The organism is Vibrio sp. CJQ_6, from assembly GCF_043106745.1.
Lineage (GTDB): Bacteria > Pseudomonadota > Gammaproteobacteria > Enterobacterales > Vibrionaceae > Vibrio > Vibrio furnissii.
Map to the genome: position 1 here is coordinate 149,210 of NZ_JBICMV010000007.1, position 23,753 is coordinate 172,962.

General features: G+C 50.1%; 21 protein-coding genes. 10 read left to right on the plus strand and 11 right to left on the minus strand.

Going from position 1 to position 23,753, the window contains the following annotated elements; translation table 11 throughout:
* From uraH to ACF8PK_RS01425, 9 genes are all read right to left on the minus strand, one after another.
* Positions 1 to 324, minus strand: a complete 324-nt coding sequence (gene uraH, locus ACF8PK_RS01385) for a hydroxyisourate hydrolase (RefSeq protein ID WP_044364051.1) — start codon at positions 322 to 324, stop codon at positions 1 to 3.
* Positions 321 to 812, minus strand: coding sequence for a 2-oxo-4-hydroxy-4-carboxy-5-ureidoimidazoline decarboxylase (locus ACF8PK_RS01390; RefSeq protein WP_392439743.1), 492 nt, complete (start codon positions 810 to 812; stop codon positions 321 to 323). The genes uraH and ACF8PK_RS01390 overlap by 4 nt, the downstream gene beginning before the upstream one ends.
* Positions 809 to 1,690 carry a xanthine dehydrogenase accessory protein XdhC gene (gene xdhC / locus ACF8PK_RS01395; protein WP_392439746.1) on the minus strand — a complete coding sequence of 294 codons (882 nt, stop codon included), beginning with the start codon at positions 1,688 to 1,690 and terminating at the stop codon, positions 809 to 811. The genes ACF8PK_RS01390 and xdhC overlap by 4 nt, the downstream gene beginning before the upstream one ends.
* Positions 1,674 to 4,052, minus strand: coding sequence for a xanthine dehydrogenase molybdopterin binding subunit (gene xdhB, locus ACF8PK_RS01400; protein WP_392439749.1), 2,379 nt, complete (start codon positions 4,050 to 4,052; stop codon positions 1,674 to 1,676). The genes xdhC and xdhB overlap by 17 nt, the downstream gene beginning before the upstream one ends.
* Positions 4,045 to 5,457: a xanthine dehydrogenase small subunit gene (gene xdhA / locus ACF8PK_RS01405; RefSeq protein WP_392439752.1), complete on the minus strand. Its 1,413-nt coding sequence runs from the start codon at positions 5,455 to 5,457 to the stop codon at positions 4,045 to 4,047. Before xdhA ends, xdhB begins: the two co-directional genes overlap by 8 nt.
* A 96-nt stretch (positions 5,458 to 5,553) precedes the next feature.
* Complete coding sequence (locus ACF8PK_RS01410; protein WP_154179892.1) at positions 5,554 to 6,630, minus strand: BMP family ABC transporter substrate-binding protein; 1,077 nt, start codon at positions 6,628 to 6,630, stop codon at positions 5,554 to 5,556.
* Between the two features lie 396 nt (positions 6,631 to 7,026).
* On the minus strand, positions 7,027 to 7,956 hold the full coding sequence (locus ACF8PK_RS01415) for an ABC transporter permease (RefSeq protein ID WP_392439756.1): 930 nt from the start codon (positions 7,954 to 7,956) through the stop codon (positions 7,027 to 7,029).
* Positions 7,956 to 9,062 carry an ABC transporter permease gene (locus ACF8PK_RS01420; protein ID WP_154179891.1) on the minus strand — a complete coding sequence of 369 codons (1,107 nt, stop codon included), beginning with the start codon at positions 9,060 to 9,062 and terminating at the stop codon, positions 7,956 to 7,958. Before ACF8PK_RS01420 ends, ACF8PK_RS01415 begins: the two co-directional genes overlap by 1 nt.
* Positions 9,055 to 10,584, minus strand: coding sequence for an ABC transporter ATP-binding protein (locus ACF8PK_RS01425; RefSeq protein ID WP_392439758.1), 1,530 nt, complete (start codon positions 10,582 to 10,584; stop codon positions 9,055 to 9,057). Before ACF8PK_RS01425 ends, ACF8PK_RS01420 begins: the two co-directional genes overlap by 8 nt.
* Positions 10,585 to 10,802: 218 nt before the next feature.
* Between ACF8PK_RS01425 and ACF8PK_RS01430 the strand changes: the two genes are divergently transcribed.
* A complete protein-coding gene (locus ACF8PK_RS01430; protein ID WP_392439761.1) occupies positions 10,803 to 11,444 on the plus strand; it encodes a TetR family transcriptional regulator C-terminal domain-containing protein in 642 nt (213 codons plus the stop codon).
* A 25-nt stretch (positions 11,445 to 11,469) separates the two neighbouring features.
* Entirely contained in the window at positions 11,470 to 12,330 is an 861-nt protein-coding gene (locus ACF8PK_RS01435; protein ID WP_392439764.1) for a DUF5718 family protein, read from the plus strand.
* A gap of 143 nt (positions 12,331 to 12,473) precedes the next feature.
* Here the strand turns inward: ACF8PK_RS01435 and ACF8PK_RS01440 are convergent, their stop codons facing one another.
* On the minus strand, positions 12,474 to 13,922 hold the full coding sequence (locus ACF8PK_RS01440) for a diguanylate cyclase (protein WP_238770910.1): 1,449 nt from the start codon (positions 13,920 to 13,922) through the stop codon (positions 12,474 to 12,476).
* Positions 13,923 to 14,190: 268 nt separating this feature from the next.
* Here ACF8PK_RS01440 and ACF8PK_RS01445 point away from each other — a divergent pair, with 268 nt between their 5' ends.
* Positions 14,191 to 15,171 carry a Solitary outer membrane autotransporter beta-barrel domain gene (locus ACF8PK_RS01445; protein WP_277987975.1) on the plus strand — a complete coding sequence of 327 codons (981 nt, stop codon included), beginning with the start codon at positions 14,191 to 14,193 and terminating at the stop codon, positions 15,169 to 15,171.
* Here the strand turns inward: ACF8PK_RS01445 and ACF8PK_RS01450 are convergent.
* On the minus strand, positions 15,168 to 16,403 hold the full coding sequence (locus tag ACF8PK_RS01450) for a GGDEF domain-containing protein (protein WP_392439767.1): 1,236 nt from the start codon (positions 16,401 to 16,403) through the stop codon (positions 15,168 to 15,170). The two genes, ACF8PK_RS01445 and ACF8PK_RS01450, sit on opposite strands and share 4 nt — an antisense overlap.
* 307 nt (positions 16,404 to 16,710) lie before the next feature.
* On the opposite strand from ACF8PK_RS01450, the gene ACF8PK_RS01455 reads away from it, so the two are divergent.
* The 7 genes from ACF8PK_RS01455 to ACF8PK_RS01485 all read left to right on the plus strand — a co-directional run bounded on the left by ACF8PK_RS01455 (position 16,711) and on the right by ACF8PK_RS01485 (position 23,742).
* Complete coding sequence (locus ACF8PK_RS01455; RefSeq protein ID WP_004728133.1) at positions 16,711 to 17,085, plus strand: late competence development ComFB family protein; 375 nt, start codon at positions 16,711 to 16,713, stop codon at positions 17,083 to 17,085.
* Positions 17,086 to 17,109: 24 nt separating this feature from the next.
* Positions 17,110 to 17,388, plus strand: a complete 279-nt coding sequence (locus tag ACF8PK_RS01460) for an HlyU family transcriptional regulator (RefSeq protein WP_004728134.1) — start codon at positions 17,110 to 17,112, stop codon at positions 17,386 to 17,388.
* 296 nt (positions 17,389 to 17,684) lie between these two features.
* On the plus strand, positions 17,685 to 19,232 hold the full coding sequence (locus ACF8PK_RS01465) for a Re/Si-specific NAD(P)(+) transhydrogenase subunit alpha (RefSeq protein ID WP_392439770.1): 1,548 nt from the start codon (positions 17,685 to 17,687) through the stop codon (positions 19,230 to 19,232).
* An 11-nt stretch (positions 19,233 to 19,243) separates the two neighbouring features.
* Positions 19,244 to 20,620 carry a Re/Si-specific NAD(P)(+) transhydrogenase subunit beta gene (pntB, locus tag ACF8PK_RS01470; RefSeq protein WP_014257312.1) on the plus strand — a complete coding sequence of 459 codons (1,377 nt, stop codon included), beginning with the start codon at positions 19,244 to 19,246 and terminating at the stop codon, positions 20,618 to 20,620.
* Between the two features lie 130 nt (positions 20,621 to 20,750).
* Positions 20,751 to 22,226, plus strand: coding sequence for a sensor histidine kinase VxrA (gene vxrA, locus ACF8PK_RS01475; RefSeq protein WP_014257313.1), 1,476 nt, complete (start codon positions 20,751 to 20,753; stop codon positions 22,224 to 22,226).
* Positions 22,201 to 22,860 carry a response regulator transcription factor VxrB gene (gene vxrB / locus ACF8PK_RS01480; protein WP_038152126.1) on the plus strand — a complete coding sequence of 220 codons (660 nt, stop codon included), beginning with the start codon at positions 22,201 to 22,203 and terminating at the stop codon, positions 22,858 to 22,860. The genes vxrA and vxrB overlap by 26 nt, the downstream gene beginning before the upstream one ends.
* Positions 22,861 to 22,863: 3 nt before the next feature.
* Entirely contained in the window at positions 22,864 to 23,742 is an 879-nt protein-coding gene (locus ACF8PK_RS01485; RefSeq protein WP_014257314.1) for a DUF2861 family protein, read from the plus strand.
* The last annotated feature ends 11 nt before the right edge of the window (positions 23,743 to 23,753 follow it).

The following is a 23,753-nucleotide window of genomic DNA, read 5'->3' on the forward strand; positions in this document are numbered from 1 at the left end:
TCAACTGCCTCGGTAACTCGAGTAGGAATAAGGCGAGAGCAGCAATGGAATGTGATAGTTACGCGTTTCACTCACCGTGAAATGCACGTCGATCATTGGGAAAAATGCCTGTCCAAATTGCGCCTCACAGTAGGGTTGCACTAAAAATCGTAGCGTGTAGTTGTGCGTATCGAGTGCGACCTCGGTAAATTTGACTCGGCCATCCTGGTCGGTTTGTGCTTCAGCAAGGCACTCAAAACTGCCCAAGCGAAACAGCTTGACGGTAATGTCTGCGGCCGGGCGGCCATTGGCGGTGTCGAGTACATGACAACTTAATTGATTCATAGGTACGCTTCCATTCTGATATGACTGATTTTTTGTTGTTCAATTGCAGCTTGTTGCAGCTCTTGTTGGTAGGTTCGGTGAATACGCGCCTTGAGCAGGCCCAGCATGTCGTCGGCACTTTTATTGGTCGCGCAGACAATGAAAATAAAGCCAAACTTCGCGCGGTATTGTTGATTCAACGCCAGCAGTTCTTGCAGCGTTTCGTTGGACGCCAGCTGAACCTGACCTTGTTCCTTGGCACTCAGCGCTTTACCCTGCGCGTATTTCTTCTCAAGACTTGTCATGTCGCCGATCATCGGGTGTCCGGCAAAAGCTTCCAGCCAATCGGCTTCATCAAGCTGGGCAAACGCGGCATCTGCGGCATCGTTCAATACCGCGGCCGACTCAAACGGCATCGCCGCCTGCATAAGTTGCTGCCAACGTCTGCTGGTACAAATTTGTGCCAGCTGTTCTTCACTCAAATCGAGTTGATTCAGGGTGGAGTTCATTCGTGCGTTTCCTTGAGTGATTTGCGCGCTTGGTTGGCTTGCTGCCACTGCACATCACCATTTGATGGCGCTGGTGTTTGATGAGCGAACAGGCCAATCAATTGCGCCGCGATAGATACGGCCACTTGCATTGGTAACTTTCCTTGTACATCTGGGAGGCCGATTGGGCAGGTCAGGGCATCAATCCATGCCGGATTGCTCAGCTGTTCTTTGAGACGAAACTCAAACCGTTGACGCTTGCCTTGCGAACCAATTAAACCCACAAACGCAAAGCGCCGTGCTTCTAGCGCAGACAGCGTTAATTCGAAATCCAACGCGTGATCTTGGGTCATGATGATGAGATAGGCGTTATCGTTCAGGCTGGTCATCGCCTGACACGGGTCGTCGCAATGGTGTGTTTCGACACCAAGTTGAGCAAGCGGCGTGAGCCACTCAGCACGGTTATCCACCACTTTTACGTGACACGGTAACTCTGAAAGCACACGCGTCAACGCCTGACACACATGGCCTGCACCGAAGATAACCACTTGCGGCGTTTGCGTTTGAAAGTACTCAAACATCACTTGCACCGCGCCACCACAACATTGCCCCAAATCCGCCGCGAGAGAAAAGCGTTCAATCGTGACGTCGCTTTGCTTGGCTTTGAGATGTTCACGCGCCAGCGCAATGACTTGAAACTCCAGATTGCCACCGCCTAGCGTGTCAAACTGCGCCGTGTCCGTGATTACCATCTTGGCTCCGCTGGTACGCGGCACGGAACCAACATAAGCGACAACCGTTGCGATGCAGTACGCTTCGCCGCGCTGTTCGAGTTGCTGACATGCCGCCAGCCAATTGAGCCCCGGGCTTGCCAAAAAGGCGTTATGAGAGAATGACATCGGCGTTCTCCTTCACTGGATGGCTTTCAAGCCACTGCTGTTGATGCTCACAGGCACTCAAAATCATTTCGCCTGTTGCGGGCGCATGCAGGTGCGGCGCGCAGCGATGCTCAGAAATGGATGCCACTGCGTCATAAATAGCGCACCAGACGCTGATGGCATGCATGAACGGCGGCTCACCAACAGCTTTTGAGCGATAAATGCTGTGCTCCGGATTGGCTTTGTCATACAGCGTAATCTGCATCTGTTTTGGGTAATCACCAATGGTCGGAATTTTGTAATTCATCGGACTGTTGCTGAGCAGGCGACCGTCTTTGGCCCACACCAATTCTTCGGTTGTCAGCCAGCCCAATCCCTGAATAAACGCGCCTTCGATCTGGCCGCGGTCGATCGCCGGGTTAAGGCTGCTGCCCACATCATGCAAAATGTCCACGCGATCCACGCGCAGCTCGCCCGTTAACGTATCAATGGTGACTTCTGAGCAAGAGGCGCCGAGCGAGAAGTAGAAGAACGGACGACCCGTCGCAGTGGCGCGGTCGTAACCGATTTTCGGTGTTTGATAAAAACCACTGGCCGAGAGCGACACGCGATGCATGTAGGCTTGTTGCACCAGCTCCGCCCAAGAAACAGGGTTCGAGGCACCCACCAAAGTGTCGTTGACGATATCTAAGTCATCGCAGTGATAATGTTCGCGAGCAAACGCCAGTAAACGTTCCTTGATGGTCATGACTGCATTGTGAGCGGCCATCCCGTTGAGATCGGCGCCTGATGAGGCGGCGGTCGGTGAGGTGTTTGGCACTTTGTCGGTGCGTGTTGATGTGACGAGGACTTTATCAAGCGAAATCCCCATCGATTGCGCCACAATCTGCTGAACTTTGGTGTGCAGACCTTGACCCATTTCCGTCCCGCCGTGCGAGACCTGCAACGTGCCATCGGTGTAGATGTGGATCAGCGCGCCTGCCTGATTGAGGTGGGTGGCGGTAAACGCGATGCCGAACTTGATGGGGGTGAGCGCCAGACCTTTTTTCAGCACCGGATTGCGCTTGTTCCATTGTTCGATTTCCAAGCGGCGCGCGCGGTAGTCAGCATCAGCTTCTAACTGTTCGATGATGCCGCGCATCTCGTCATACTGTTCCACCTCCATGCCATATGGTGTGATGTTTTTGCCCGCGCGATACAGGTTGTTCAGGCGCACATCCAGTGCATCGAGTCCGGTGGCTATCGCCAGTTCCTGCATCGCTTTCTCAATCACGATCATGCCTTGTGGGCCACCAAAGCCTCGAAACGCAGTGTGAGAGACCATGTCGGTTTTAAGACGATTACCAACCACCGTGGCCTTGCCGAGGGAATAGGCATTGTCGGCATGGAACATCGCGCGATCGACAATGGCATCCGAAAGATCCGGCGAGTGACCACAGATGCCGTTCACTTCAATACTGGCGGCTTGGATCACGCCTTGTTGGTCCGCCGCAAGTTGATAGCGGTTATAGAAGGGGTGGCGTTTACCGGTTGCTGTCATGTCCACGGCGCGTGGCAAACGCATTTTTACCGCACGTTTGGTGTGAAACGCACCCAGCGCCGCCATACATGCCCATTGCGCAGCCTGACTCTCTTTACCGCCAAATCCGCCGCCCATGCGGCGCATATCGACGGTGACTCGGTTAAAATCAACCGCTAGCACTTCGGCAACCAGCTTTTGGACTTCCGACGGGTTTTGGGTTGAAGAACGCAGAAAGATGCCGCCATCTTCAGTGAGTTCAGCAAGGCTCGCTTGGCCTTCCAGATAAAAGTGCTCCTGACCGCCCACATGCAGGTCGCCATCAAGATGAATGTCGGCTTGGTCGAACAGCGTCGTATCGGGATTCGGGCCCATTTGATGGCGAGCCAGTAAAGGTTCGAGAAGGCTCGCTTCGGCATAACTCAGGGTGACATTGTCACTTTTTGTGTATTCAACGTTCGCCAGACGAGCCGCTTTCCAGGCCTGTTCATGACTGGTTGCCAACACCAAAGCGATGGGTTGACCGAAATAGCGAATCTCACCGTTGAGCATCATCAATGGGTCACCTTTAAAGATGGTTCCGATGTCTTTTTCGCCCGGAATATCGTCCGCCGTCAGCACTCGAACAACACCGTCGGCCTGACTGACAGCACTCAGATCCACCGAGCTGACTTGGCCTTTAGCAATCGCGCTGGTGACAACGGCTGCGTGTAAACAACCGCGTGGCGTGGCGTAGTCATCTAAAAACTGCGCTTCACCACTGACTTGTTTTTCGGCACTTTCGTGCTGGTGAGAACGCCCAACCACCTGGAATGCGGTGTGCGGCTGCGTGTGTGAGGATTCAATCGACGTTAACTTACGCATGTTGCACCAACCTTGTTTCAACGTGTTGTGATTCCAGATAAAAGCGTTGCAGCAGGTTTTGTACCAACTTCACTCGATAGTCAGCACTGCCACGTACATCGCTCAGTGGCTGAATCAGTGTGGGCACCAGGGCTTTCGCGGCGTGAACGATGGGCAGTGACAATGGGCGGCCAACGAACACTTTTTCCAGCTCATGCAGTCGCACCGATTTCGCAGCAACCCCGCCTGCTGAAATGATGCAGTGCTTCACTCGTCCATCGGTGGCAATGGTCATATTGATGCCCAGCGTCACGGTCGCAATGTCGTCTTCGTAACGCTTACTGATTTTGTAGATCGCATGATGTTGATTCGGCGCCAAACGCGGCAAGTGAATCGCGCTGATCCATTGATTGGGTTTCAATACCGTTTCGCGATAGCCGGTAATGTAATCTTCAGGTGCAAACAGAGTGCGGGTTTCACCATCATCGACTTCAATACGACCATTGAGGCTGATCAGCAGCGGGGCAATATCGCCAATCGGCGAGGCATGACCAAGGCTGCCACCGAGCGTTGCGCGGTGACGAATGGTTAAACTGCCCAAACGTTCAATGACTTCATCAGCGGTTGGGAAATGCGCTTTGGCAAATTCGTGAACCTGATTCATCGGCACCGCTGCGCCAATTCGCCAGCCTGACGTGGTTTCAGAAATCCCCAGCAGATCATCTACATGAGAAATATCGATGAGTTGCGGCAGCGACTTCATGTGTTGGGTCACTTCGAGTGATAGATCGGTCCCGCCTGCGATAATTTTGGCATCCGGCATGGCGGCTATCGCTTCGGCCAAGGCTTGACGGTTAGCAGGACGCGCGTAATGCGGCTCATTGCTTTCGGCCACAGAACCGAGCCAGAGTTTCACGGTTTCGTCATGACGGCTGAGTGGGTCTTCAATTTGGCTATGAGCAATGGTGTTCGCGGCTTCAATCAGCGGGCCATAGCCTGTGCAGCGGCATAAGTTTCCGGCGAGAAAATCGCTGGGGTTTTCGGGAGCCGTTTCTTGTTTTGAAAGGGCGTACAACGACATCACAATCCCCGGCGTGCAAAAGCCACATTGCGTGCCGTGTTTATCGACCACCATTTGCTGAACCGGGTGCAATGCGTCACCCTGTTTGAGATGTTCAACAGTCATGATCTGTTTACCATGCAGTGCATGAATCGGTGTAATGCAGGCGTTGATCTGACGATAACGAAGGTGCTCAGATTCATCCAGATCGACCATGACGACGGTGCAGGCACCGCAATCGCCACTGGCGCATCCTTCTTTAGAGCCTGTCATCTGTTTTTGTTCGCGCAAGTAGTTGAGCAGCATGGTATCCGCCTTGGCCGATTCCACTTTGATCACCTCGCTGTTAATCATGAGCTCTAACATAACTTCCTCTGTCTTTAAAACTTGTCCAATTGGTCAACTTGCTAGGTAAAAAATGGCTCGCGCACCGTGAGCAGGAGACGCGAGCCGGAAGTGAGATTAGTTAGGGATCTTGGCGTCGATACCTTCGACGTACCAGTTCACGCCTGCAAGTTCTTTATCGGTTAGAGAATGACCCGCAGCGATCACGGAATGGCCTTGGTTGTCATTCATCGGGCCGGTAAACGGAACGATAGCGCCAGATTTAATTTTGTCTTCTGTACTGAGTATAGCTTGTTTGATTTCAGCAGGGAGATTCGGGTTGATGGACACAATCTGCAGCACGTCATCTTTCAGACCGCCCCAGTAATCCTGTGGCTTCCAGTTTTTATCCATCACACCTTCGACGGTTTTGATGTAGTGCGGCGCCCAGTGGTCACGTACGGAGAACATGTGCGCTTTCGGCGCAAAATGGCTCATGTCAGACGCTTGGCCGATCCCCATCACACCACGTTTTTCAGCGGCAATCAGTGGCGCTGGGCTGTCAGTGTGTTGAATGATGATGTCTGCGCCTTGGTCAATCAGTGCGTTCGCAGCATCCGACTCTTTGCCTGGGTCATACCAAGTGTTGACCCAAACAATTTTCAGTTTGATGTCTGGATTGACGCTCTTCGCGCCCAGATAGGTGGCATTGATGTCGCGAATCACTTCCGGAATTGGGAATGTTGCGATGTAGCCCAGCGTGTTGGTTTTGGTGGCCATCCCCGCAGCGACACCAGAGACATAACGACCTTCATAGGTGCGCAGCACGTACGTGCCCAAGTTTTTATCCATCTTGTAGCCGGTGGCGTGCTCAAAGGTCACTTTCGGAAAACGTTTCGCCACTTTCGCCGTTGGGTTCATAAAGCCAAAAGAGGTGGTAAAAATCACGTCATTGCCCGATTTTGCCAACTGCGTGATCACGCGTTCTGCATCCGCACCTTCCGGTACGTTTTCGACAAATGTGGTTTTGACCTTTCCGCCGAAGTACTTTTCCATTTCGATGCGGCCTTGGTCGTGCTCATAACTCCAACCATGGTCGCCAATCGGCCCGACATAGACGAAGCCGACTTTCAGCGGATCATCCGCTTGTGCCGAAGTTGAGAGCAGTGCAGACACAGAAAGTGCCGCAGCCGTCATCCACTGATTTAGTTTCATGAAATTCTCCGTTTTCATTTTATGGTTTGAGTTGAGATTGTTGCTGTTTGAATTAAGGCTTTCGGTTTGCAACGCATCGTTATGAATGGATAAAGCAAAAACTTGACCAATTGGTCGTGTTTTGAAAATTTATTTTTCATTGATGAGAGAAAGCCTTACGCAGCAAGGCATCGAAAGAGAAAGACGTGCTTCAAGCATGGAAAACATGCGTTGGGCATGATGGGAGAATGCGTAATTTTGGTGCTTAGTGATTCATGATGTGCACACATTTGATGCAGCTGAAATCAGCCGCGATTAAAATAAAAAAAGCCCGCAGTGCGGGCTTCCTCATGTCGTGACGTTTTGGTTTTAATGACAATGGAACGTCATGACAATGGAAACTTTTTGACGATACAACTAGTGACGTTTGGGATCGAATGGCTTGCCTAAACTCATCGGCGTCGCTAGCTTCTGGCGCAGCTCATTTGAACTGAGCAGTACCATCACCACAACTGTTGCCACATATGGCGTCATCGCTAAGAGGTTCGGTGAAATATCCACGCCCACACCTTGCATCATCAAATGCATGATCGAGGTGAAGCCAAACAGATACGCGCCCAAAACCAGATTGCCAATTCGCCACGACGCGAACACCACCAAAGCCAGCGCAATCCAGCCGCGGCCTGCGGTCATGTTTTCCATCCACATCGGCGTGTAGGCGAGGGACATATACGCGCCAGCCAAACCTGCCAGCGCGCCTCCGATTAAGGTGACAATGTAACGCACTTTAATCACCTTAATGCCGAGCGCATTGGCTGAGTGAGGATTTTCGCCAACCGCGCGAATAATCAGCCCCGCACGTGTCTTGTGCAGCACCCACCAAGCGCCGACGACCAACACGAAGCTGAGGTAGACCAGTAAGTCATGATTGAACAACAATGGGCCAATGAACGGAATGTCACTCAGCAGTGGGATCGGCATCGCTTTGAAGCCGACGATTGTCGAACCGACTAAGCTGCCGCCGAGAAACGCACTGAGACCCGTACCAAAGATGGTTAATGCCAGCCCAGTCGCCACCTGATTGGTGCTCAAGGTTAATGTCAAGACGCCAAACAGCAGTGCCATCAACATACCAGCCAACATGGCAACCAGAATGCCAACTAATAAACTGCCGGAGAAATAGGCGCCCGCGAATCCTGCCATCGCGCCCATCAACATCATGCCTTCCTGGCCCAAATTCAATACGCCCGTTTTTTCACAAATCAACTCGCCCAAAGCGATGATGAGTAACGGGGTTCCGGTTTTCAATGCCGCAATACACAGCGATTGAATCAATAACGCATCCATTATGCGGCTCCTTTTTCGTCTACAAGCGTGGTTTGAGCGGGCGCCCGTAACGCGCTTTTGGGGACAAAGCGATAGTGAATCAGAAAATCACACGCCAGCAGGAAAAACAGTAGCGTGCCTTGAAAAAGCCCGGTGACCGCGGTTGGCAGCCCGAGTTCGATTTGTGCCAGATCGCTTCCCATATAGAGCGCGCCCATAAATAGCGATGCGACAATCACACTGATCGGATTCAGACGCCCCAAGTACGCCACGATAATGGCTGCGTAGCCATAGCCCGGCGAAACAGAGGGCACCAGTTGACCAATCGGGCCCGCGACTTCGGCAGCGCCCGCAAAACCTGCCAATGCGCCAGCAAACAACATCACGCCCCAAACGAGGCGATGCTCTGAAAAACCGGCGTATTTGGCAGCCGCACGCTCAGAACCGAGCACGCGTAATTGAAAGCCGGGCAGGGTTTTGAACAACACAACACCCGAAACCAAAGCAATCACGACCGCAACAATGATCGACGCTGATGCGCGTCCGCTGTCAAACAACGGATGTAGCAGCGCTGCATCGGCAAACATTTGCGATTCAGGAAAGCCAAACCCTTGTGGATCGCGAAGCGGGCCATGCACCGCCCACAGCAGCACATACAACCCGATGTAGTTGAGCATGATGGTGGTAAGAATGATGTTGGTGTGAAAACGGCGGTTCAGCCATGTTGGAATTGCAGCCCAGCCAGCGCCAGCGGCCATGCCCGCAATTAAGGTCGCCAGTAGCATGCCAATCCCTGAGGTGTCATCGGCGTTCACCGCGACCGCACTTGCCGCCACAGCACCAATTAATAACTGGCCTTCAGCGCCAATATTCCAGATGTTGGCACGATAACAGAGCGCTAAACCCACGGCACACAGCATCAACGGCGCGGATTTCACCAGTAATTCGCCCAAGTTGTAGCTGTCGGAAAAGGGCATCATCACAAATACCTGAAACGCTTTCACCGGGCTGACGTCTAGCCACACAAACAGCACACTGGAAACAGCGAGCGTTAAGGTCACAGCGATGAATGGCGAGAGCCACATCATCAACTTTGAACTTTCCAGACGAGGTTGCACGTTAAGCATGGGCCACCTCCTGCGACGCCATAAAGCCGCCTGCAATCCATTCTCCGATTTGGTCAATGGACGTGTCCGCCGTTTTCACCGCCGAAGAGACGTGGCCTTCATAAATCGCCGCGAGGCGATCGCAAAGCACGAACAGCTCATCAATATCTTCAGACACCACCAGAATGGCAGCACCTTGGTCGCGCAATGCGATCAACTGTCGATGGATCGCGCTGGCCGCACCAATATCGACGCCCCAAGTCGGGTGCGCACAAATCAACACGTGCGGCGCTTGTGCCACTTCACGCCCCATGATGAATTTTTGCAGATTCCCGCCCGACAAACTTTTCGCTTGCGACTGTTCATTGCGGCACTTGACCTGATTGGTTTGAATCAGTTTTTGGGCCATGGCTTTGAGTTTGGGAAATTGAATCACACCGCTGCGACAAAGCGAACGCGCATGCGTCAGCAGCGTGTTCTCTTCTAAACTCATCTCCGGCACGGCACCTTGTCCCAAGCGATTGGCCGGGACGTAGGCTAAGCCCAGTTGGCGGCGGCATCCTGCATGCAAATGGCCAATCGGCGTATTTTGCCACTGGATCGCGTCTTTATCGGCGCGCGTGTCTTCGCCGCTCAGCACGGCCAACAAGTCTTCCTGACCATTGCCCGCAACGCCCGCCAAACCAAAGATTTCGCCACTGCGAAGCTCAAGATTAATGTGCTTTAAGCTGCATCCAAACGGATGAGACGGCGCGAGTGACAGATCGACTGTGCGCATCACCACCGCTTCACTGGCAGTTTTTGGGTACGTTTCCGACAATTGGGTTTCATCGCCAACCATCATGCGCGCAATTGAATTGGGCGTTTCGCGGGCAGGGTTGCATTCCCCCGTCACTTTGCCGCCACGCAGTATCACAGCGCGATGACAAAGCGTGGTGACTTCCTTTAGCTTGTGGCTGATGAACAAAATCGCGCAGCCTTCAGACGCCAGTTGATTGAGCACGGTAAACAACCCTTCGATCTCCTGCGGGGCCAGTACCGAGGTTGGCTCATCGAGGATCAGCAGTTTTACGTTCTGAATCAAACAACGCAAAATTTCAACCCGTTGGCGCTCGCCGATACTCAGGCTGTGAACGTAACGATCCGGGTCCACGTGCAACTGATATTGTTCGCTTTTTTCGATAATGGTTTGGCGTAAATCATCCAAAGAGTCGAGAAATTCTTTATCCAGCCCCAACTGGATATTTTCTAACACCGTCAGGGTTTCAAACACAGAGAAGTGTTGGAACACCATGCCAATTCCCATGGTGCGGGCTTGATTGGGGGATGTCATGCTGACTTCATGATTGTTCCATAAAATCGCACCTTCACTGGGTGCGTTGACCCCGTAAATCATTTTCACCAGCGTGGACTTGCCAGCGCCATTTTCACCCAGCAACGCAAGAATTTCGCCGGGAAACAGTTTGAGATTCACTTTGTCATTCGCCACGACACCCGGGAAAAACTTACTGAGATTCCACAGTTCGAGAAGTGGTGTAGTCATGTTGAGCAGATTCCTTTCTATTTTTTTTTCGAAAGGGTAAATGCAAAAACTTGACCAAGTGTTCAAATCTTGTCGGGATAAGGCGTGAGGGGGATGGCGTATCACGGCACTGAACCATAAATGTGCAACTGCTTAAAAAGAGTGCATATTTCGACGCTTGACAAGCGGTGCATAAGCATTGATTACTGTAATAAAGGGCCAATATGAAAGGAGTTCACTTGGATACGGAACTGAGACCGCAGAAACGCTCAATCTCCGGAGAAATTCGCCGCCGCAATCAGGAATTAATCTTGCAGGCCGCCGCTGATGAGTTCGTCAAACATGGTTACAAAGGCACATCAGTTCAGGCGATTGCTGACCGAGTGAATTTGCCCAAAGCCAACATTCTGTATTACTTCAAGTCCAAAACCGGGCTGTATAAAGCATTATTGCAAGACATTCTCACGCTGTGGAATGAAGGTTTTTCAGAAAGTGCCATCGACAGTTCGCCACAAGCGGTGCTGCGCAATTATATCGTCGGCAAAATGCGCTACAGCCGAACGCATCCTCAAGAGTCAAAGATTTTCGCTCAAGAGATTATTCAGGGCGCGCCGGTGATTCGTGATGAAATTCAGTTTCCGGTCGTCAACTGGGCTGCAGACAAAGCGAGTGTGATCAACGCGTGGGTCGAACAGGGCTTAATTCGCCCGGTTGATCCGTTGCATTTGCTGTTTTTGATTTGGGGCGCGACGCAGTTTTACGCAGACTTTGATACCGAAATTCAGCTCATCAAAGGCGCGCCGATGTCTGAAGAAGAGTTTGAACAGGCGCAGCAGTTTCTGGTTGATGTGATTTTACGCGGCTTAGCCGTGACGTCGTAACGTATGGAGCTTCATGGAGGAAGCATTGAGTTCAAATAGTCATCAAAAAGTCCCGTTATTCGGGCTCGGGATCGCCGGTAATTTCGCGGGTCATTTACAGCAAACCGGGGAGGCTAATGCGTTGCAGGGCGCGGTGGATGCCAGTCGCCCGCAGGCACTGTTTCCCTTCTTTGTGCCAAATGCCACGGAACCTTATCTTGCTGTTAATCCGTACTCGTTTGATACCGTATTATTACCATCGGATGTGAATGCAAAAGTGCAGATGGAGCCGGAAATTGCGCTGGTCGTGACGGTGAAATATCTTGGCACGTCGGTGATCGGCTTGGTGCCAGAATCGATGACGTTACTCAACGATTTAACCCATCGCAATGCCGTTGTGAGCAAGTTGGCTGAAAAGAAAAACTGGGGCATGGCGTCAAAAGGGATTGCGCCCAACGCATGGCCATTGAGCAGTTTCAGCGCTGCGGACGGTTTGGGCAAATATCGGTTTTGTAGTTTTCATGCTCGCGATGGACGTTGGACTGCGTGTGGCCATGATGTGTCGCTGAGCGACTACAGTTATTGCTATGAGCAGTTGATTTCTTGGCTGATTGAACAGATCAATCAGCAGAAAAACGAAGGTGCATTGCACAGCATCGCGGCGTTACTTGCAGAGGCAGGTTACCCCAAGCGTATGTTGATTTCGTTGGGTTCATCGCGTTATACCGACTATGGCGAGCAACATCACTTGTTGGCTGGTGACGCGTTGTGCGCCGTGTTATACGATTCCAGCCGCATTGATTTGTCGCAGGTGACCGAATTGGTCAAGACAGAGCAGTTTGATGCTTTAAACCAACACCACATCGTGTTGACACAGCGCTGCTTTGCCAAGGGCGATTTGGATTAACGCCGCCGAGATCACTCATCCAAACAACCCTTCAAAAGCAATGGAGCCAAATGGCTCCTTTTTTACTACTGCAATGATGTTTACTGCTGCAATGATGTTTGCTACGGCGATAATATTTATGACGGCATCAGATAGCGTTGTGCTTAGGACTTCACGCGATGGCGGCCTTCTTTTTTCGCAGCCAGCAGCAGCTTATCGGCCTGTTCAAACGCGGAAACGAAGTTGTCGTTGCTTTTCATTTCGGTCACGCCAAAACTGCACGTGACAATGTCACCAAAATCATCAATATAGAGATGCCCAATGGCCTGACGCAAACGCTCGGCCACTCGAATCGCACCTGATAAATCATCGCCGGGCAAAAGCAACATGAATTCATCACCGCCAAAGCGCCCAATTTTGTCTGACGGTCGAATTTCTTGTTTGACCAAGTTGGCTATCGCAATCAACACTTTGTCGCCGACAATGTGGCCATGGTTGTCATTGATTGCCTTAAAGTTATCGACATCAAACAGCACCATCGAGACCGGCTGATTGTAGCGGCGCGCGCGTATCACTTCGTCATGCACATTGCGAATGAAGAATTGGCGCGTTTGTACATCCGTCAGAATGTCTTGCTCTGAAAGGCGACGGAGTTTCTGGTTGTCCACCAGAATGTGGGGCACCCACAACCCAAAATAGGTATTGGCGGCGAGCAAATAGATGGTGAATTGATACACCATGGCGCGATCGGAAAGCCCCAATACATCGACGAACACGGCCGTAAGCGTGCTCAACAGCGCTAAGCTCACGAATGAACGTGTCGCGGTTTCCGTAAACACAATCCACATTTGCGCAATGCCGAGGAAGAAGACCATAAAGACGATTTGCGATGTGGGATACGCACTCACCAGAATGCTGATCACGAACAATATCGCACTGGCTGTCATCAGTTTATAGATAAACGGCGCTTTGGGCGCATCATCAATCAGCGGTTTGAAATGTTTGGTAATCCAGCGACCTTCTGATGGATAAAATGCCCCCAGCACAGACACTACAATCGGGGTAATCACCACAACGCCAATCAAATCGCCCACCCACCAAGGCACCCAAAGGTCCATGATGTCGCCATACTCAATAATGCCAGTGATCGCGAGCGCCGTAGAACCGCCGACCGCCGCAACCAACGATGAACAGACCGACAAGATCAGAAACGTCAGAATCAGATTGGGGATTTTCACACTGTCTTGTTGCGAACTGATCTGTTTGAGGAGCGCAGCGCCGAGCCAATAGGAAAAACTGTGGATCGCGGCAAACAACAACCCGGTTGAAACGAGGGTGGTGAACGGTTGTTGCGAGCCGTACATGCTGTTTTCCCAAAAGGTGGCCGCAATCGAACAAAACATGAGAACGGGAAGATAAGACCAGCCCAGGACCAGAAATATCGCAAATGTCACCCCAGCTGGCGGAAACCAAATACTCACGTGGGGTTCATATTCCATCAGCGCAGCTGCGCGCCAAAGGATCAGCCAGGCGAGGGCAATGACAATCGGGCGAAGTGATACAAAGCGCATCCATTTACCATATATCGACGGAACATCTTGATTAACAGCCAAATGTCCTCCTTGACACTCACAACTCAGAGACGGCTTATTTAATACTAGTACTGAACATTCACTCAGTAACTACTTATTGCGTTTTTATTCATTTATATACAAGTTGATTAAGGAAATTTGACACAAATCAAAAGATTGAAGCGATGAATCATATGGAGTGGATCGAGTTCTCAACTGGGCGACATACGGATAAACTTTGATACCGCCCGTGCTCGGGATGAACTAACATAACCGGTATATTCAACCGAAGGCTGATCACTGACGACATATGCTCAATTCCCTTTATCGATTCACCGTAATTAGCGCCCTGTGTTTGTATCCGTCGTGGGGTCATGCCGGGTATGCGTCGATTCAGAATTTTTTGGAAAACAGCTTCGCAGCCACGATTGTGCTGAGCGACAGTGATGTATTTACCGTGGGGATCAGCGATTTTGACCCCAATGAGTTTCTCAATACGGACAACGAAAACTGGGGCACGGAAGATTCCATCGACAACCGTAAAAAATATGCGGTCTCAACATTGCCGTATACCTTTGAACTGAGCGATCCAGACGCGATAAACCAGCACAGTGTGTTGCTGCGATTATCCGGCATGGTGACGGAAGAGACGCTGCAGTTTGCCGCCGATGAGCCCAAAGATGACTTTCGCCAAGTGATTGTAGATTTGTACGCGGCGTATCGCTTTCGTCACACATTCAATGAACATTGGTCGTTTGAACCGGGATTTGGCGTGCATCTGCTGCGCTACGAGAACACGCTTGATTACAACAGCCCGACGGGCAAGCAAGTGGCGCCATATCTCGATAATCTGCTGTTTAACACCACCGCATGGGCGAATGTTTACGAACCGCACTTTAAACTCAAATATCAAGCCGAAGAAAGTTGGGGGCGCTGGAATGTCTCTTCCTCATGGCACTATTTTTACGGCTATGGCTGGGGCGATGCAAACCAAGGGGACATTGGTCATCCAGAAGGGTGGTATATCGCTAACACCATCACAGGCGTCTACGACTTTTCTCAAGTTGGCCGCTCGGTGCAGTCAATCTATTCCAGCTTAAGACGTGTGGATGTAGGGAGTGATATTCAACAACCGCTGGGTACGTCCATGTACTACGAAGCGAGTGTGGGTTGGTTGATGACGCCGCCGTTTGAAATCAGCTTTATCGATAACATCGGGATTGGGTTGTCTCTGAATTACGGCAGTGCATTCAAAGGGGGCAGTATTGTGCTGTTCTTTAATCAGGATTAACCGGCATTTTTCACGCAGTTTCGGCCTGCTTTTTTCGCGGCGTACAAAGCTTGGTCAGCGAACTTCAACGCTTCATTGGGGTCTCGTTGTAAGGTGCTGTCGCACAAACCGATACTCACCGTAATGTTGACCGACATGCGCTTTGAATCCGAGCGCTGTTTGGCGCCATCTTTGTCATTTTTAGGGCGCGATTCCAGATTACGAATCACCAAGTCGTACGCTTCGATATCCACACGCAATAGCTCGAGATAATCCATCGCTTGTTCTGCGGTTTTACCTTTGAACAGCACTGTAAATTCTTCACCACCGTAGCGATACACCTTCGCGCGCCCTTGCACCATGCGCAAACGAGCCGCAACCAACTTCAACACATCATCACCCGTTTCGTGGCCATACGAATCGTTAAAGCTTTTGAAATGGTCCACATCCACCATCGCCACGGTGAACTTGCGGCCTAAGTGGCGCATATCCAATTCCAGAGCATGACGCCCCGGCAACTGCGTCAGTCGGTCGTTAAACGCCATCTCATAGCTGGCCGACAGCAAATACAGGATCAGTAACACGCCGGCGAGCGAAAACATCGTGCTCGACACATACTGAATCTGGAAAAAGATGAAGGTGTTGGCGGCAAGCAGAATCGAGGTGTAGATCACCACATCCATCAAGCGATTTTTGGTCAATACAAAAATGCTGGTTACGCCGACCAATGCCGCGAGATACAAAACCAAAATGAAGGGCAGTTTCGAGACCTGATCGACGGAATAAAGCAGGCCTTCACTTAATTGTGCGAAGCCGCCCGATTCGTATTGTGTGATGATGAGAAAACACCACACACCAAACATGGCAAGAATGCCCAGATACGTAGCAAAACCACGGCTGAATAATCCGCCATTTTTGAACGCGTAGCTCAACAAACACGCCACGGGAAGCAAAATCGCCAACAGCGATAACTCCAGCAACGTCGATCCTGAGCTGAGTGGGGTTTGTAACCGATACTGAATGACCCAATAACAGATCAACATCGCGCTGGCGACCATCGCCATACGACTCTGTTTGAACAGATGGGCAATCGCAATCGCCGCGATAAATAGCACGTAAGGAAGATTGCCCGCAAAACCCAAGTTTGAGCGGGTAACCAGAATGACGTTATTCATTCCAAACCACAATGCGCACAGCAAAATGATCGGGAACGCAAACCGAAACCAATACGAGGTAACTAGACTCGATGACATGTTCTAACAACTAGCCATTTGACATAATGACAATTTAAAAAATAGTTATGTGGGCTAGCATACTTCGATTTAATGATTTTCCAAGCCTTTTGCTAAACTTAAGGCGTAAAAGCGAGCGGTTAGCCATAGATTTTATCTAGGATATACGGCATTCATTGCCTATCCATTAACTGTTGGCTAGTGTAGCCAGATACCTTATCAGGCCTTGAATACCCTTCAAACCGCTTCATACAGCGAATGCGTTGAGTGATGATGCTGTTGAAGTGGGGGAAGAAAACCGCGAGACTTCGCGATCAGGAGAGTAACGATGCAAATCAGCGTTGATGTTCACAACTACATGGAAACTCTGGTTGGCCAAGTATTGGCCCAGGACCAATACGTAGACAACTATTCCAACGAGCAACTGGCGGATCTCGCCTGCTTGGCGCTCAGTCAGATTCGTCCGATCTACATTCGTCACGATGTCGATTTCCTGTCGGCACTGCCGGAAGCCCGTTTGGTGGTATTAAAGAAACGGGCGCAGACTGCCGTGCAAGCCGCTGAGTCAATGATCGTGGACGATCGTCGTAAAAATCGTGATGATGACGAGGTTCCGGTGGTGATTGCCCAAACGCGTTTTGATGAAGACGCGGAACTTGAATGGTACGAAAAGCCGATTGTCGGACATAAAAACCAGCATTAAATTGAATTACCCAAAGGAGTTATTGTGGGACTGTTTTCTCGTTTATTTGGCGGTAAGTCAGAAAATCAAATCGAAGTGGTTCAACCGGTTGAATACAAAGGCTTTCTCATTTACCAAGAGCCGATTTCAGAAGGTGGCCAGTATCGCATTGCCGGACGCATCACCAAAGAGGTTGATGGCGAATTGCAAACCCATCGCTTCATTCGTTCAGACGTCGTGCCCAGTAAGGACGACGCCAAAGAATTGATGCTGAAAAAAGCGCAAATGTTCATTGATCAAATGGGTGGAAAGATCTTCTCTTAACTCATCCAGTCGTTGACAGAAATCATAAATAAAAGGGCCATAAGTCGATATGCTGATGGCTCTTTTGTTTTTTTGTGTACTTTGCAAATTCCTGTTTTTATAGATATTTGTCTATACTGGTTTGACCTCTGCTGAGTTGAAGTGCTGTTGTATTCCGCGCCTCGGTTCAACAGAATCCTTTACTACCTCACGTAGTAAGCAAAGAAAGTGTGTATTTATATAACAAAGAGCTTGAAGTTAGGTGAGTCGTTAGATAAAAACAGAATAATCATTGTGCCAATAGTCAAGGAACTGCTATGCAAATTGGTGTACCAAAAGAAATACTCGCAGGAGAAACGCGAGTCGCTGCTTCCCCCTCGTCGGTTGAACAGCTCATTAAGCTAGGGTTTGAGGTCGTTATCGAATCTCAGGCAGGATCGCTGGCCAGTTTCGAAGATGCTGCTTATCAAGCAGCGGGCGCGACCATGGCGAGTAAAGATGACGTATGGCAATCGGACATCGTCTTAAAAGTGAATGCACCTGTCAGCAACGAAGAAGTTGATGAAATTTCTTTGCTCAAGGAAGGCGCAACACTAATTAGCTTCATCTGGCCGGCGCAAAATGCTGAACTGATGGAAAAACTCACTGTGAAAAGCATCAACGTGATGGCGATGGACTGCGTACCACGTATTTCACGCGCTCAAGCGCTGGATGCTTTGTCTTCCATGGCCAATATTGCCGGGTATCGTGCGGTCGTTGAAGCGGCGCATGAATTCGGTCGCTTCTTTACCGGCCAAATCACTGCGGCAGGTAAAGTCCCACCGGCGAAAGTATTCGTTGCGGGTGCCGGCGTTGCTGGCCTTGCGGCGATCGGCGCTGCCGGTAGCCTCGGTGCCATTGTTCGCGCATTCGACGTTCGTCCAGAAGTGAAAGAACAAGTGCAGTCGATGGGCGCTGAGTTCCTTGAAGTGGATTACAAGGAAAACTCTGGTTCTGGCGACGGTTACGCTAAAGAGATGTCGGATGACTTCAACAAAAAAGCGGCTGAACTGTACGCCGCGCAAGCGAAAGACGTTGATATCATCATCACCACGGCACTGATCCCTGGCAAACCTGCGCCAAAACTGGTGACCAAGGCGATGGTCGACAGCATGAGGCCGGGCAGTGTGATTGTGGATTTGGCCGCAGCCAACGGCGGTAACTGTGAATACACCGTCAAAGATGAAGTGTTTGTCACCCCCAATGGCGTCAAAGTGATTGGTTACACCGACATGGTCGGTCGCCTGCCAACGCAATCATCTCAGTTGTACGCAACCAACCTTGTGAACCTGCTGAAACTACTATGCAAAGAGAAAGACGGCAACATCGATATCAACTTTGATGATGTCGTGCTGCGCGGTGTCACCGTGGTGAAAGCGGGTGAGATTACTTGGCCTGCGCCACCGATTCAGGTGTCAGCACAACCTCAGCAGCAAGCGAAAGCACAGCCGGTAAAAGAGAAGAAAGAAGAGAAACCTGTTTCACCGGTGAAAAAACTGGTGGGTTTGGCTGTTGGTGTCGGCGCATTTGCGTGGATTGCATCAGTCGCGCCAGCTGCGTTCCTCGGTCACTTTACCGTGTTCGTATTGGCTTGTGTGGTGGGTTACTACGTCGTTTGGAACGTCACGCATTCATTGCATACGCCGCTGATGTCAGTAACCAACGCGATCTCAGGCATTATCGTAGTAGGTGCACTACTGCAAATCGGGCAAGGAAACGGTGCTGTCACTTTCCTTGCATTTATCGCAGTGCTGATTGCAAGCATCAACATCTTTGGTGGCTTTACCGTGACCAAACGTATGCTTGAAATGTTCCGTAAAAACTAAGGGAGTACACAATGTCTGCAGGATTAGTACAAGCGGCGTACATTGTTGCTGCTCTGTTTTTCATTTTGAGTTTGGCAGGTCTGTCGAAGCAGGAGTCTGCGAAGGCAGGTAACTATTACGGTATCGCGGGGATGACCATCGCGTTGCTGGCAACAATCTTCAGCCCTGGCGCTTCAGGCCTCGCGTGGATCATTCTGGCGATGGTGATTGGTGGCGCGATCGGGATGCATTTCGCGAAGAAAGTTGAAATGACCGAAATGCCAGAATTGGTCGCTATTCTTCACAGCTTTGTGGGGATGGCTGCGGTTTTGGTTGGTTACAACAGCTATCTGGATGCGCCAGAAGTGGCCACCCATGCTGAACATGTCATTCACCTTGTGGAAGTCTTTATCGGTGTGTTCATTGGTGCGGTGACGTTTACCGGTTCCATCGTGGCCTTCGGTAAACTGCGTGGCATCATCAAATCATCACCCTTGAATCTACCCCACAAACATAAGCTGAACCTTGCGGCGCTGGTGATTTCAGCCTTGTTGCTGACTCGCTTTGTGAACGCTGACGGCAGTATGTTTGCGCTGATCGTGATGACGCTGATTGCGTTCGCGTTCGGTTACCACTTGGTGGCTTCAATCGGCGGTGCCGATATGCCAGTTGTGGTATCGATGCTGAACTCGTACTCAGGTTGGGCGGCCGCGGCAGCAGGCTTTATGCTGGCAAACGATCTTTTGATCGTGACCGGTGCGCTGGTTGGTTCTTCAGGTGCGATTCTGTCTTACATCATGTGTAAGGCGATGAACCGTTCGTTCATTAGCGTGATCGCAGGTGGCTTTGGCCAAGAAGTGGTGATTAGTTCAGATGAAGAGCAGGGTGAACATCGCGAGATCAACGCTGAAGATGTGGCGGATATGCTGAAAAACTCGAAGTCTGTGATCATCACTCCGGGATACGGTATGGCAGTTGCACAGGCTCAGTACCCAGTCTTTGAGATCACTGAAAAACTTCGTGCCATGGGTGTTGAAGTGCGATTTGGTATTCACCCGGTAGCGGGGCGTCTGCCAGGTCACATGAACGTACTGTTGGCGGAAGCGAAAGTGCCTTACGACATCGTGTTGGAAATGGATGAGATCAACGATGATTTCTCAGACACCGATACTGTGTTGGTGATTGGCGCGAACGACACCGTGAACCCAGCGGCGCAAGAAGACCCGAACAGCCCAATCGCGGGGATGCCCGTTCTGGAAGTGTGGCACGCACAAAACGTTATCGTATTCAAACGTTCGATGAATACGGGTTACGCGGGTGTGCAAAACCCACTGTTCTTTAAAGAGAACACGTACATGCTGTTTGGCGATGCGAAAGATAGTGTAGACGCCATTTCTAAAGCACTGTAATCTCCGATTCTCAAGACACAAGAAGCCAGCATTTAGCTGGCTTCTTTATTATTCGATGATGCATTATTGACAGCAATATAACACGCCAAATGTATCTTTCTAAGAGAATACGTTATAGTTTTGTAACCCTATGATCTGCCGAAGATTCAAATTGATTAAAGCGATACTCAGAACCCTAGCAGTTTTAGGGCTATTCACATCAACCTCATCTTATGCAGATTCGCTGCCTGAGCGCATCGATCTGTTTGTATCGCTATTTGACTACCAATCGGCCGTTGTATCGTACGACATTCGCGAAATCCAGAATGACTACCCAACACGTCTTCTGACGCCCGATACCATGTTGCCGCAAACCTCCGCTTATCCATTAAAAGATATCCAGCAACTGTATAGTCTGGCTCAAACCTGTACCGGAAAACTACCGCTCAACCCATTGGTCACCGAACCGCTGGTTTTTACTCGCGCCATCTGTAAAGGCACGCAGTTACCCATGCGTTGGTTTGCCCGCAGTGCGTTGATTCACCCAGGCGGTGGGACATACGCTTCGCGCTATGCGGAAGTTCACACCGACAAAACGAGCGACCTGCAACAATACATGCACATTCAGGAACGCCCGCAAGCCGAAACCAACACTTTATTGGGCCGTTTACAGAGCATGAATGAAGACACGATGACGGCATTGATCGCCGGCGCCGTTATGTTTGGGGACGATACGGAACTTTGGCTGAGAAAAGGGGACGAATATTACGTTTTCGATGAAGAAACTTGGAATCGAAACGCCAGCAAAGCCGGATTATCGTTTAACATAGTCACTTCAGACAGCACGTGCTTTGTGCAGCGCGGCAACATCTGTTGGGACATTGAAGATCATTCTGATTTGTTACGAATTAGTATGGTCGCTTTGGTGATTGCCAACATACTTTTGGTATTTGGTTGGTCAATTTATCGTTGGAATTCAAAGCGTCAGGACATGAAGAGCCGCATGCTCATTCTGCAAATCCTTACGCATGAGCTACGCACACCGATCGCAAGCCTGTCGTTAACCGTCGAAGGCTTTCGTCGCGAATTTGAACATTTGCCTGAGTCTGTATACGATGAGTTCCGTAGGCTGTGTGAAGATTCACGTCGATTAAGGCAATTGGCAGAGGCAAGTAAGGATTATTTGCAATCTGATAACAAACCTCTTGCAACAGACTGGGTTCCGTCCGTTGAAGAGTGGTTACAATACAAGGTTGAAGAGGAATTCGCCGAGCCGGTAGAACTCAAAATTAACGAAGACATTGCAGCCAAACTGAATGTCTACTGGCTGGGGACTTGTGTCGATAATTTAATACGCAACGCGGTCAAATATGGCGTTGCGCCCGTGACATTGGAAGTAATTACTAAATCTAACGCTGTCACAATCAAGGTTACGGACCAAGGAACGCTTACAAACAAGGATTGGCGTCATTTACGCAAGCCATTTGTCAGTAAAAGTGGCTTAGGACTTGGCTTAACTATAGTAGAATCGATGGTCGGGCGAATGGGTGGAACAATGACCCTAATCGGACCGCCGACCACTTTTATATTGGAGATACCCTGTGAAACAGACATTGCTTCTCGTTGAAGATGATAAAAACCTAGCTGACGGACTTCTAGTTAGTTTGGAGCAAGCAGGATATGACTGTTTACATGCAGAGACGATTGCTGGTGTAAAGCAATATTGGGAAAAAGCCGACTTGGTGATTCTTGACCGTCAGTTACCTGATGGCGACTCAGTGCAGCACCTCGCGGATTGGAAGAAACTGAAAGACGTGCCGGTCATTTTGCTGACTGCGCTTGTCACCGTGAAAGATAAAGTGACCGGTTTAGATGCAGGCGCCAACGACTATCTAACAAAACCTTTTGCCGAAGCAGAATTATTTGCCCGCGTGCGCGCTCAGCTTCGTTCTCCTGAAAATGAAGATCAGGATGACAGCAAAGTCGTGACTGCGAATTTAACCATCGATAAAGCCACTCGCGAAGTGTTCTTTAATGGTGAATCGATCACGCTTACACGTACTGAATTCGACCTGCTGCTGTTTTTAGCAAGCAACCTTGGCCGCGTATTTACACGTGATGAACTGCTGGATCATGTGTGGGGTTACAACCATTTCCCAACCACACGTACCGTGGACACCCACGTTCTACAGCTACGCCAAAAACTACCAGGTTTAGAAATTGAAACGCTGCGTGGTGTTGGCTACAAAATGAAAGCGTAACGAATGCGAACAACTGCGTTACTGATGGGCACGCTGCTATGCGTGCCTCTTTCAGCACAAAGTGTGGAGTGGTTTGAGAACAACACGCCGCTTACACAAGCTCATCAACATCTGCTCAACAACGATTTAGAGAGCATGTTTGCCTCTCTGGTTGAAGTGTGGCAGCTTGAACACAACAAAAATATCAAATCCCATCTGAATGATCTTCTCGTTCAGTCACTGACGGTCGATTGCGGTAAAGGGTTGGACAGCAAACCTTTTCCAGAATGGATTAAATCGGTGTTGATTCGTCGTATCGACATTCAAAGTCCAGGTCGTGATGCTTACCAAGTTCTCATTGATACCAAAGCGAAGAAGGCGATTGCCGACATTCGTTTAACGCAATGGGTTGATAAACCACTGTCCAATGACAGTACGTTTACTCGCACTGACCGTGACAACGTCACAAGTCAAAACATCTCGTATCTTAAACGCTACAACCTCAATACCAAATTGAATATGGGTCTGTATCGTTTAGATATCACCGCCAACGACCAAGAATCGTGGAGCGCTTGGGTGATTTTTGGTGAACCCAAAGCGAAACAAACTGTACGTTGGGCGTCGAAAGATCAGTGGGTGGTTGAAAAGAACGCGCTGCTTAATCGTTTCTGCCCGCTGCCTAAATTGGGCGTGTCGGTTTTCGATTATGTGGATGGTAAATACAAAGAGATTTGGAATCAGAGCTACGAATCCGATTATCCAACCTCATTGGAACTGAACAATCTCCCTTCCGATCGTTATGTTTTAGCCGTCTCGATGACGCATCAACGGTGGCAAGGGCCCATCACAATTGAGCAATCTCAAGTTATCAGCAAAACATATGACGTTTCTCTAGAGGAATAGCTAAAGATAAT

Excerpts from the sequence above, each read along its gene's own strand:
- uraH (WP_044364051.1), bottom strand. The coding sequence starts at position 324 with ATGAATCAATTAAGTTGTCATGTACTCGACACCGCCAATGGCCGCCCG.
- ACF8PK_RS01390 (WP_392439743.1), bottom strand. The coding sequence starts at position 812 with ATGAACTCCACCCTGAATCAACTCGATTTGAGTGAAGAACAGCTGGCA.
- xdhC (WP_392439746.1), bottom strand. The coding sequence starts at position 1,690 with ATGTCATTCTCTCATAACGCCTTTTTGGCAAGCCCGGGGCTCAATTGG.
- xdhB (WP_392439749.1), bottom strand. The coding sequence starts at position 4,052 with ATGCGTAAGTTAACGTCGATTGAATCCTCACACACGCAGCCGCACACC.
- xdhA (WP_392439752.1), bottom strand. The coding sequence starts at position 5,457 with ATGTTAGAGCTCATGATTAACAGCGAGGTGATCAAAGTGGAATCGGCC.
- ACF8PK_RS01410 (WP_154179892.1), bottom strand. The coding sequence starts at position 6,630 with ATGAAACTAAATCAGTGGATGACGGCTGCGGCACTTTCTGTGTCTGCA.
- ACF8PK_RS01415 (WP_392439756.1), bottom strand. The coding sequence starts at position 7,956 with ATGGATGCGTTATTGATTCAATCGCTGTGTATTGCGGCATTGAAAACC.
- ACF8PK_RS01420 (WP_154179891.1), bottom strand. The coding sequence starts at position 9,062 with ATGCTTAACGTGCAACCTCGTCTGGAAAGTTCAAAGTTGATGATGTGG.
- ACF8PK_RS01425 (WP_392439758.1), bottom strand. The coding sequence starts at position 10,584 with ATGACTACACCACTTCTCGAACTGTGGAATCTCAGTAAGTTTTTCCCG.
- ACF8PK_RS01445 (WP_277987975.1), top strand. The coding sequence starts at position 14,191 with ATGCTCAATTCCCTTTATCGATTCACCGTAATTAGCGCCCTGTGTTTG.
- ACF8PK_RS01450 (WP_392439767.1), bottom strand. The coding sequence starts at position 16,403 with ATGTCATCGAGTCTAGTTACCTCGTATTGGTTTCGGTTTGCGTTCCCG.
- ACF8PK_RS01455 (WP_004728133.1), top strand. The coding sequence starts at position 16,711 with ATGCAAATCAGCGTTGATGTTCACAACTACATGGAAACTCTGGTTGGC.
- ACF8PK_RS01465 (WP_392439770.1), top strand. The coding sequence starts at position 17,685 with ATGCAAATTGGTGTACCAAAAGAAATACTCGCAGGAGAAACGCGAGTC.
- pntB (WP_014257312.1), top strand. The coding sequence starts at position 19,244 with ATGTCTGCAGGATTAGTACAAGCGGCGTACATTGTTGCTGCTCTGTTT.
- vxrA (WP_014257313.1), top strand. The coding sequence starts at position 20,751 with ATGATCTGCCGAAGATTCAAATTGATTAAAGCGATACTCAGAACCCTA.
- ACF8PK_RS01485 (WP_014257314.1), top strand. The coding sequence starts at position 22,864 with ATGCGAACAACTGCGTTACTGATGGGCACGCTGCTATGCGTGCCTCTT.